10 protein-coding genes and 1 pseudogene are annotated in these 10,356 nt (G+C 64.7%); 4 read left to right on the top strand and 7 right to left on the bottom strand.

Annotated features, from left to right (window positions below; translation table 11 throughout):
- Positions 1-363 (top strand): annotated as a pseudogene (locus tag V5A53_RS09715) (ATP-dependent helicase); the annotation flags it as partial.
- Here V5A53_RS09715 and V5A53_RS09710 read toward each other — a convergent pair.
- The 4 genes from V5A53_RS09710 to V5A53_RS09695 are packed head-to-tail and all read right to left on the bottom strand — an operon-like array spanning position 360 to position 4,423.
- A complete protein-coding gene (locus V5A53_RS09710) occupies positions 360-1,586 on the bottom strand; it encodes a lactate racemase domain-containing protein (RefSeq protein WP_332313406.1) in 1,227 nt (408 codons plus the stop codon). The pseudogene V5A53_RS09715 and the gene V5A53_RS09710 sit on opposite strands and share 4 nt — an antisense overlap.
- 4 nt (positions 1,587-1,590) lie before the next feature.
- Positions 1,591-3,093 carry an RtcB family protein gene (locus tag V5A53_RS09705; RefSeq protein ID WP_332313405.1) on the bottom strand — a complete coding sequence of 501 codons (1,503 nt, stop codon included), beginning with the start codon at positions 3,091-3,093 and terminating at the stop codon, positions 1,591-1,593.
- A gap of 56 nt (positions 3,094-3,149) precedes the next feature.
- Entirely contained in the window at positions 3,150-3,569 is a 420-nt protein-coding gene (locus tag V5A53_RS09700; RefSeq protein ID WP_332313404.1) for an archease, read from the bottom strand.
- Complete coding sequence (locus V5A53_RS09695; protein WP_332313403.1) at positions 3,566-4,423, bottom strand: DUF502 domain-containing protein; 858 nt, start codon at positions 4,421-4,423, stop codon at positions 3,566-3,568. The genes V5A53_RS09700 and V5A53_RS09695 overlap by 4 nt, the downstream gene beginning before the upstream one ends.
- 84 nt (positions 4,424-4,507) lie before the next feature.
- On the opposite strand from V5A53_RS09695, the gene V5A53_RS09690 reads away from it, so the two are divergent.
- A complete protein-coding gene (locus V5A53_RS09690; protein WP_332313401.1) occupies positions 4,508-4,996 on the top strand; it encodes a GNAT family N-acetyltransferase in 489 nt (162 codons plus the stop codon).
- A 36-nt stretch (positions 4,997-5,032) separates the two neighbouring features.
- Here the strand turns inward: V5A53_RS09690 and V5A53_RS09685 are convergent, their stop codons facing one another.
- Positions 5,033-5,839 (bottom strand): ABC transporter permease, encoded by an 807-nt coding sequence (locus V5A53_RS09685; RefSeq protein ID WP_332313400.1) that lies wholly within the window; start codon positions 5,837-5,839, stop codon positions 5,033-5,035.
- Positions 5,827-6,921, bottom strand: a complete 1,095-nt coding sequence (locus V5A53_RS09680; RefSeq protein WP_332313399.1) for an ABC transporter ATP-binding protein — start codon at positions 6,919-6,921, stop codon at positions 5,827-5,829. Before V5A53_RS09680 ends, V5A53_RS09685 begins: the two co-directional genes overlap by 13 nt.
- A gap of 179 nt (positions 6,922-7,100) precedes the next feature.
- On the opposite strand from V5A53_RS09680, the gene priS reads away from it, so the two are divergent.
- On the top strand, positions 7,101-8,282 hold the full coding sequence (priS, locus tag V5A53_RS09675; protein WP_332313398.1) for a DNA primase small subunit PriS: 1,182 nt from the start codon (positions 7,101-7,103) through the stop codon (positions 8,280-8,282).
- Positions 8,279-9,328, top strand: coding sequence for a DNA replication complex subunit Gins51 (locus V5A53_RS09670; RefSeq protein ID WP_332313397.1), 1,050 nt, complete (start codon positions 8,279-8,281; stop codon positions 9,326-9,328). The genes priS and V5A53_RS09670 overlap by 4 nt, the downstream gene beginning before the upstream one ends.
- Positions 9,329-9,349: 21 nt before the next feature.
- Here the strand turns inward: V5A53_RS09670 and V5A53_RS09665 are convergent.
- Positions 9,350-10,356 (bottom strand): NADH-quinone oxidoreductase subunit D (locus tag V5A53_RS09665; protein WP_442928685.1); only part of this gene is annotated, 1,007 nt, incomplete at its 5' end.

Here is a 10,356-nt window from a genome sequence, read left to right as displayed (position 1 = left end):
AAACGGTACAAGGGCCACGAGAAGTCCGCGAGCCAACAGCAGGTCTCCAGCGAGATGCTCCTCGGATTCGCTGAAGGCAAGGAGAATTTCGCGGTCATGGAGGAGACCTACCGCGAGATTCTGGAGGACAAACTCGCGGTCGGCGCCGTCGAGACCTTCGTTGCGGGCGTCGACTCCGGCACCATCGACGTGGCCATCCAGCAGGTCGATACCCCGACGCCACGGGCGTTCGGCCTCGCCACGCTGATGGCCAGCGACGTGGTGCTCGCAGAGGACGAATCGGCCGTCCTGCAGGAATTTCACGACCGCGTTATGGAGGAAATCGACGGCGATGCAGGTGGCGTGAGCGCCGGAACGGACTAACGAAGCAGCGTGTTCAGCGCGTCGGGAACGACCAGCACGTCGCTTCCCGGTTCGACGGCGTCTTCGACTGAGCCTTTGGCGTGCATCAGACACTCCTCGACCACGTCAGGCGCCTCGCTGTTCGTGACGTAGACCTCGTGGTCTCGGAGCGCTCGCGCGACGACGAAGGCGCGTTGGGCGCCCGGTTCGTAGCCCGAACGCATCTCCTCATAAAGGGCGTTTGCGCTGTCGGCACCGGAGAGCCATTTATAAAATCGCTGCTCCCCAGTCCCCGCACCGGCACCCTCTGGCAATTCTGCCGGCACGACGACGCGACCACCCCTCCGAAGCGGATTGGTCGCGCCGAGAATCACGTACGTTGCGGCGCGGGTCGCCTGATAGAGGTTGGCGTCCTTCGGCGCACCCACGCCCGCGATGACGGCGTCGTAGCCGTCTTCGATGTCGACCGACAGCGCCTCCTGGGCGCTCTCCGCGAGGTCCCGAACGACGAGTCGCGGCAGGCCCGCGGCCACGTCCAGTATCCCCGCGGGACCGTGGGTGACGTTCAAACAGAAATCCAGCCCACACATGTCTCCGGCCTCGTCGACGGCCTCGCGGAAGGGGTTGTCCTCGATGCTGCCGAGACGAACGCCCTCCTTCGAGAGCATATCCGGGCCGTGTGTGTAGCGGATCAGTGGTTCCCCGCCGGCGCCGATGGCGACCGTCTTGCCGCCGCCCGAAAAGCCGGCGTACTGGTGGGGTTCGACCATCCCCGTCGACAGGACGCGGTCGGCCATCGCGACGCGACGGTGCAGTTCGATTGGCGTTCCGTCGATTTCGCCGACTTCGACGGTGTCTTCGGGGTCGTGATTCACGGCGAGGTCGGCGTGCTCGCCGAGCATCGCATCGAGTTCGTCGTCGGTCATCGGCCGGTGGAGACCCAGTCCGACGACGATGGTCACCTGTTCGCGGTAGACGCCGACGCGCTCTAACTCCGACAGCAGGACGTCCACGAGGGCGTCGTCGGGCGTCGCACGGGTGATATCCGTGACGACGATGGCGACGGTATCGTCGGCGCCGACGAGTTCGGCGAGTTTCGGGCCGTTCGGCTCTCGGACCGCGGCCACTGCCGTCTCTCTCACGTCGATGGCCTCGCCGCCCGGTGGGTCCGCGACGGTTACGTCGCAGTCGGGAAGGGCGACCGACACCGTTCCGTCCCCGAGCGGGACCACGAAATCGGCCATCGGATCAGCCCTTGATGTTGCAGATGGGGTAGACGCGTGCGACCTTGTCGCCGATGCCGAGTTCGTCGCTGACCCGGACGACTTCGTCGACGTCCTTGTAGACGCCGGGGGCCTCCTCGGCGATCGTCGCGCCGCTCTGGGCCTTGACGTAGACCTCCTGTTCGCGCAGGTCGTCCTGAACGTCGCCGCCCCAGAACTCGTCTTTGGCCTGGGTTCGGCTCATCAGGCGGCCGGCGCCGTGGGCCGTCGAGCCGAAGGAGAGATCCATCGACTCCTCGCCACCGCAGAGGACGTAGGAGCCAGCGCCCATGCTTCCGGGGATGATGACCGGTTGACCGACGTCACGATAGGCCTTCGGCACCTCGTGGCGTCCGGCCGGGAACGCACGCGTCGCGCCCTTGCGGTGGACGAATAACTCCTTGTCCTCGCGGTCGACGGCTTCGCCGTCTCCCACCGGTCGGCCCTCCGGCCCGACCCCGATTTCGTGAACCTCCTTCTTGGCGATGTTGTGGGAGACGTCGTACAGCAGGTCCATCCCGAGGTCCTCCCAGTCCTCGTCGAAGACGTCCTCGAAGACCTGCCGGGTCTGGTAGGTGATGAGCTGGCGGTTGACCCACGCGAAGTTGATGGCCGCACACATCGCGTCGTAGTAGTCCTCCGCGAGTTGGGAGCCGGCGGGGGCCGCGGCGAGTTCCTTATCAGGCAGTTTCGACAGGAGACCGCTGTGGGCCTGTTCAATGTCCCGGAGGTAGTCGTTGCAGGTCTGGTGGCCGAGACCGCGGGAGCCGCAGTGGATGAGGACGACCACCTGGTTCTTCCGCAGACCGTAGGCCTCGGCGATATCCTCGTCGAAGACGTCGGTCACGCGCTGGACCTCGAGGAAGTGGTTGCCCGACCCGAGCGAGCCGATCTGGTTGCGGCCGCGGTCCTTGGCCTTCTTCGAGACGGCAGCAGGGTCCGAGTCGTGACGAACGCCCTCGTCCTCACAATGGGCGAGGTCGTCGGCGACGGCGTAGCCTTCCTCCAGTGCCCAGTCCATCCCCCGGTCGAGGACGGCCTCGATGGTGTCGGCGTCGCCCTCGACGACGCCACCGCCACCGAGTCCCGAGGGGATGGCATCGAACAGCGCGTCGACGAGTTCCTCCTCCTTGCCCTGCACGTCGGCGTAGGCGAGGTTTGTTTTTATCATTCTGACGCCGCAATTTATGTCGTAGCCCACTGCCCCGGGCGAGATACAGCCGTTTTCGGCGTCGATGCCAGCGACGCCGCCGACGGGGAAGCCGTAGCCCTGGTGGGCGTCGGGCATCGCGAGGGCGTACTTCTCGATGCCGGGAAGGTGGGTCGTGTTCTTGAGCTGTTCGAGCGATCTGTCGTCAGCGATCTCCTCTAAGAGGGCCTCGCTGGCGAGGACGCGGGCCGGGACGCGCATGTTGCCGTCGGGCGGAATCTCCCAGACGTAGTCCCGGACCTTATGAAGGGTGATATCGCCGGCTTCGAAGGTAGTCATACCCGAGGGTTCTCTCCGCGCGGCCCAATAAGTTACGACCCGGCGCGGGCCGCGAATCAGACGTCGAAGACGACGTAAGCCCGCCAGCCCTCCGACGTTTCTTCGAGTTCCATCTCGGAGTAGGTGACAGCCTTGATCTCGCGGGCAGACACGGCATCCAGCGGGATACCGTAGGCGTAGGCTTCGAGGGCCCACGTACCGTTCCAGTTGACCGTCGCTTCGTGATGGGCTGGCAGGACGTTGCGAACGTCACGCTCGTAGATGAGTTCGTCCAGATAATCGAAGAGGAGTGCTTCCTTGGACTCGGCCTGCAGGCCGATGGGGAACCGCTCGGCGTCGACGGTTTCGGGGTCGGGGACCGACTCACAATGGGCGGCGGTCAGCCCCGCGGCCACGTCGGCGAACACCGCATCGAGGGAGTCACCGGTTGCTTCGACGGCGATGTCGGCGGTGTGTTCTTTGAGTGTGAACGTCATCGTGGTTCGTCGTGCTGGGAATCGGTCCGTCCGGATTCAGTACTCGGTGTGGATGAATCTTCACCGGAGTCGTCCGCGTCACCGTCGATGTCTGTCCCTTTGATGTCGTCGATGGTACTGACGTTACTGAGCTGGCGGAGTTGCTCCTTGTCGAGGGCGGCCAGTTCGTCGTCGTCTTCACCGAAGGCGACACCGCTCGTGACGATAGACCGGATGCCCTGTTCGACCGTGAGGTCGACGTCGACGACACGCTCCGTGGAGACGTGGATGACGAACCCGCCCATGACGGGGTTGGGGGCCATCGGCATGAACAGCGTGATCATGTCGTCGTTGCCGGTGTCTTCGGCGACGACGTCGGGCGTTTCGGCGGTTTTGAACGCGACGACGTAGGAGTCCTTGCCGGGGTATTCGACCAGTTTGACGTCCTGGAAGCTATCGGTGTCCGAATCCAAGAGGAGTTCGCTCATCTCGTTGAAACTGGTGTAGACGGAGCCGATGCCGGGGATCGACCCCATGAACGCGTCGAACTGCGAGCTCATGCGGCCGCTGCCGGAGCCGTACTCGGCGATGGCGCCCATAGCGAGGACGAGAACGACGAACACGACGAGCGTCAATATCAGGATGGCCGAATCGCTGTTGGCGCTGAACATCGAGGTCTGCTGGAGGACGCCGACAAGCGGGCTGAGCGCGTCGGCGATAAAGCCCAAGGCGAAGGAGATAACGAGGAGGGTGATGACGAGCGGCAGGACGATAGCCAATCCCTTGATGAAGGACCGCATGAGGGCGTCCTTCGGGTCGGGGCGGTCCGCCATGACCGCCTCAGCGGCCTCGATATCGGCTGGCGCGGACGGCATGGGAAAACGAAATCATCCCGTAATTGAAAGCCTTGTGGGCTTCGGGCGGTGGAGTTATATTCGCCCGATTCCAATCTCGTGACAGTGAGTGTCACCGTCGATACACGCGTCATCGGGACGGGGGACGACGCTCTCGTAGACGACGCGTGGGAACTCAAGGAGCGAATCCGTCGCAAGGAGGGCGTCCTCAAGCAACGCCACGGGTTTTTCACGGACGCCTACCGCCGTTCCCGCGTGTACGCCCTCGTCGAACCCCAGTACGATGGCGAGCAGTTGGTCGGCTTCGCCGCGACCCGGCGGGACGGCTACATCCTCTTTTTAGCCGTCGACCCCGACTACCGCGGCGAGGGCTTCGGCCGGCGTCTCGTCGCCGCCGTCGCCGACGACCACAGTTCGGTCACCTGCCACGCGCGGGCGACCAACGAGGGCGCGCTCGCGTTCTACGAACACCTCGGCTTCGAGATCCAGCGCCGAATCGACAACTACTACGAGGACAACGGCGACGCCTACTACCTTCGACTCGGCGACGGCGGCCTCGCCGAGAAGCTCTCGAAGTTCATGCCCGGCAAGTAGTATACAAGAGCGGGTGGTGGGGCTGAAGAGGCGGTATCAGTAGTCTCCGAGCACGCCGAGTCGCCGAGCGCGACGTGTCGCATAGTGGAACACGACGTAGCCACCGAGGAGGTAGCCGACGGCAACCGCGACGAGCAATCCGAGGTCGCCCACTCCGAACTCCCAGAGTCGTACGCCGTCGACCATCGCTCGCTGAAGCATCGCGCTCCCGTGGGCCAGCGGGAGGAACCGACTCCACGGGGCATCCAGCACCGGCGCGGATATCAGGACGATGAATCCGAACTGCAGCAGGTTGAGCCAGTTCCCGATTCGCTTGTAGAGGACGGTGATACCCCCGGCAGCAAAGCCAAGCCCGAGCACCGAGGTGATAGCCAGTCCAGCGACGGTGACGACCGTAATCGGGTCGAGTTGGAGGCTCGTTCCAGTCAGCAGCAGCATGATCACGAGGACCACCGACGAGGTGAGGAACGTCCGGACGACCTTCGCGACGCCTTTCAGCAGCGCGACGGGCGCGAATCCGAACGGTGTCGTGATGTGGCGCTCGAGCGTTCCCCACTGGACCTCACTGGCGATGTCGTTCGATACCGACGAGTAGGCGCCGACCGACAACGTCCACAGGAAGTAGCCAACGACGATACCCTCGATGGAGTCGGTGAGTGCTTGTCCGGCAACCATTCGGCCCCCGTAGAACAACACGCCGAAGAAGAACAGCGCGATGACGATGCCACCGATCGCGTTGGCCGGGTACCGGACGAAGATCAGGTACTCGCGGTACAACACTGCCCGTGCCAGATGGTAGTACGTCGCCGGACGCGGGTCGTCGCTGGTTGTCACGACGACCACCTACGGTCCTCGCCTGATCTGCTCAGGCCGCCTGTATCGCCGGTCAAATCCACGAACACGTCTTCGAGGTCGGGTTTGACCGTCCGGACGTGTTCGAGGGAGACACCGGCGGCGCGAAGATGGCTCATCAGGTCGTACAGTTCGTCGCCGACCGCCGCGAGTTCGATCTGGACCCTTTCGTCATCCCGCGTGACACCGAGGACGTCGAACCGGTCCCGAAGCGATCCGAGGACCTCGTCGTCGATGTCCTGACTCGTAATCCGGACGATGTCACGGTCGGCCCGCTCGAGTAGTGCGTCGACCGTGTCGTCGGAGACCACCCGTCCGTCGGACATGATGATGACCCGGTCACAGACGTCCTCGATGACGCTCATGTCGTGGCTGCTGACGACGATCGTCAATCCCTCCTCACCGGCGAGTCGTCGGAGCTCCCCTCGGAGCGTGCGTGAGCTTTCGATGTCGAGCCCCAGCGTCGGTTCGTCCAGGAAGACGAGTTCGGCACCGCCGGCCAGCACGCTCGCCAGCGATACCTTCTGTTTCATCCCTCGGGAAAGGTCCCGAACCGGTGTATCGGCCTTGTCGGCCAATCCGAGTCGGTCCAACAGCCGGTCGTGTCGCGCCGCTACCGAGTCGGGGTCGACTCCGCTTATGGTCGCGAAGTAGCGGAGGTTTTCACGAACAGTGAGCCGCCAGTAGTCGTTTCGTGCCCCCTCGAGCATGGCGTCGACGTCGGCATACACGGCGCGCCGACCATTCCCGACCGCAGTGCCGAATATCTCCACCGACCCCGAATCCGGAACGACGATGCCAAGGATACTCTTGATAAGCGTCGTCTTTCCCGCCCCGTTCGGACCGAGGAGACCGACGACCGAACCACGTTCGACGGTGAAACTCACGTCGTCGACTGCGAGAACGGCATCCTCGCCGCTCCCGAAGCGCTTCGAGAGACCATCGACGGTGAGGGCTGGCGATTGCTCGATGTTTCGACCATCGACGTCAGCGGCAGTATCGACGTCGTCGTGTCGAGTCCGTTCACCCTTCACGGCCACAGACGCCCGATCTGTCCCTGCACTGTCGTCCATTACCTGCTATACGGGCTTGAGGGCGATAAGCGACACCCGCGAGACGATCACGTTCGCGGTCTTCCGGGAACCGGTAGCCGCCCGTCAGTTCATGGCTGATTCGGGACGCATCCGCGTGGTGAAATCACTTGCTATCCACGTAGGGTAACGCTTTTTCACCCGAGTGTCGAAAGCGGGCTATGGACGGCCGCACCCGCGATTATCTGAAGGGCCGGTTCGGCGACCACTACCGCCGGGTAGCGGTCCCGACGCCGCCTGCCGCCAACGAGCGCGAGTGGGGCTACATTACGTGGAGCGACGGCGGGACGACGATGGTCCGCCACCACTCACATCTCGACCTCGTGGGTGGGGGCGACCTGGAGGACTTCCTCGCGGGCGAGCGCCCGCGTCACGTCTACTTCTCGGCGGGCCGGTACGACGATCCCGGTGCGTCGAGCATGGGACAGAAAGGCTGGCGCGGGTCGGACCTCGTGTTCGACCTCGACGCCGACCACCTGCCCGGCGTCGACCCCGAGGCAGACAGCTACGCCGAGATGCTCTCGGTCTGCAAGGACGCGCTCCTCCGACTGCTGGACCTGCTGGAAAACGACTTCGCCTTCGACGACATGACCGTCGTCTTCTCCGGTGGCCGTGGTTACCACGTCCACGTACGGGACCCCGGCGTCTTGGAGTTGAGCCGGGCGGCTCGCCGGGAGATCGTGGATTACGTCCTCGGAGAGGACGTCGAATTCGAGGATATCGTTTCGACGGAAGCCGTCGCCGGGAGTGCCGGCCGAAAGTCACCGGCTCAAAAGCGCTCGCTGCCGGACGGCGGCTGGGCGGGCCGCACCAGCGAGCGATTGAACGAGTTCGTCGACGAGCTACTCGCGATGGGCGAAGCCGATGCCCTGGAGCGATTGCAGGGCTTCGAGGGCATCGGCGAGGGGAAGGCGAAAGCCGCGCTCAACGCCGCCCAGAACAACCGTGAGGAGATCGAACGCGGCAACGTCGACGTTCATCCGGCGGTTCACAGCATCGCCAAGCACCTCTTCCAGTCGGTGCTGGAAGATGGCGCCGCACCCATCGACGAACCGGTCACGACGGACATCAACCGCCTCATTCGGCTGCCGGGCAGCCTCCACGGTGGAAGTGGGCTCAAGGTCACGCACATCGACCGCGCCGCCGTCGAGGAATTCGACCCGCTCGTGGACGCCGTCCCCGAGACGTTCGTCGGCGAGGAGATAACCGTCTACGTCCGCGAGGACGTAACCGTCGAACTGCAGGGGGAAAGCTTTAGGCTCACGGAGGGAGTTGCATCCGTCCCAGAGTACGTCGGCGTGTTCGCGATGGCTCGCGGCCACGCAACCAAGGCAGGAGAATGAATCTCGACGAACTACAATCCGTGCAGGCCCGAGAGCGTCAATCTAGTGACCTCCAGCACCTGCGTTCGTCGTTCTACCGGGAGGTCGGCGAGTTCATCCAGGAGTTGACCCAGGAGCGCGCCCGAGTGGTCGACGGCGCCGACGACCCCTTCTCCTCGCCCGAAGTGCGACAGTTGACCAACGACATCGAGACGGCCGAACAGACCGTCGAGGCGATATACGAACGCCGCGTCGGCAAGGTCGTCAAGAAGGCTTCCATCGCCGCGGCAGGGATGCCCGTCGACACCGACGGCCTCACCGACGAGGAGGCATCGCTTTTCGACGACCTCGTGGTCCGAATCGAGAACAACCGGGATAACGTCCTGTCGGTACTCGACGGCGACGCGCCGTCCGTGTCTTGCTCGGTCGATGCGAGCGAGACGGAGACGGAGACCGCTGGCGCCGACGTACCTACCGATACGTCACCTGCTCCCGAAACAGAGCGGTCACCGGAGATTGACACCGGCGCCGACGCGACGCCCGATACCGAGGGCGTCAGCGCGGCGGACCTGATGGGGAGCGGCCCCGAAGAACCCGCTGACCCGACGGGGGCCTCTCCTGCGGCCTCGGAGGCGGACGGAGGCCCCGAACAGAGCGAGACGACTGCCGACGGCACCCCTGACCCGGATGCCGACGCACTGACAGCGACCGACGCGACTCCCGACTCGGTGCCGCCCGAAGAACCGCCCGCGCCCGATCCGGACCAGGACGCGGCTTCACGCACAGCGGTCCAACCCGATGAGGCGCCACCTGGGGCCACCACCGAGGCGACGCCCGCCGCCGACGAGCGGACGACGTCAGATTCGTCGACGACCGACGAGTCGTCCGAGGAGAGCCGTGACATCCCGGGCCTTCCCCGAACGACGGTCCGTATCACCGACGACGTCGGCGAAGTCGTCGGCGCCGACAACCGGGATTACGACCTCGGCTCCGAAGACGTCGTCACGCTGCCGGAGCCCAACGCCGACGTCTTGGTCGACAAGGGCGCCGCCGAGCGTCTCGACTGACGCCGCTTTCGCCGTTCGTTTCTACCTGTCGACCTCTCCCATGATCGTATCCAGACTACCGATAGTGGCGATGAGGTCCGGGACGTATTCGCCTTCGGCCATCGCCGGGAGCGCCTGCAGGTTCGAAAAGGAGGGCCCACGGATCTTGAAGCGGGCGGGCTTTTCGGTGCCGTCGGCGCGGATGTAGATACCGAGTTCACCTTTCGCCGCCTCGACGGCGCGATAGATCTCGGTGTCGGGGTCGGGCTTGAGCGTCCGCGGGACGTTGGCCTGAACCGTCCGGTCGTCCTCGGGCCACGATTCCAGCAGGTCGATACACTGGTCGACGATTTTCGCGGATTCGGCGATTTCGCCGAGGCGAACCGCCACGCGGGCGAAGTTATCGCAGCCGTCGTCGGTCACGATGTCCCAGTCCAGTTCCTCGTAGTAGCCGTAGGGGTCGTCTCTCCGAAGGTCGTAGTCGACGCCGGACCCACGGGCGACGGGGCCGGTACAGCCGTAGGCCTTTGCACGCTCGGGCGGCAACTCGCCGACGCCCACCGTTCGGACCTGGAAGAGCTCGTTGCTGGTCAGGAGGTTCCGATACTCGGTGAGCTTCTCGGGGAGGCCGTCGACGAACTCGCGGACCTTCTCGAAGAACTCCTCGCGAGGGGTCGGAAGGTCCCACGCGACGCCGCCGAGTCGGAAGTAGTTGAACATCAGTCGCTGGCCGGTGAGGTCTTCGAGGAGGTCCTGGGCGAGTTCACGATCTCGGATGGCGTACTGGAAGGCGGCGGTGAACTCCCCGACGATGTCGAGTGCGTAGGTACCGATGGCGAGGAAGTGTGAGAGGATGCGGCTCAACTCGGCGGCCATCGTCCGGACGACCTGCGCGTAGTCGGGCACCTCGATGTCGACGAGCGACTCGGCGGTCCGAGCGTAGGCCCACTCGTTGAGGATGCCGCCCCCGCCCCAGTCCCAGCGGTCGGGGTAGGGCATGATCTGGTGCCGGTAGGTCCCCTGCTGGCACATCTGCTCCTCACAGCGGT

The organism is Natronomonas sp. (assembly GCF_036625485.1).
Classification (GTDB): Archaea; Halobacteriota; Halobacteria; order Halobacteriales; family Haloarculaceae; genus Natronomonas.
This window is presented reverse-complemented; position numbering and strand designations above follow the sequence as displayed.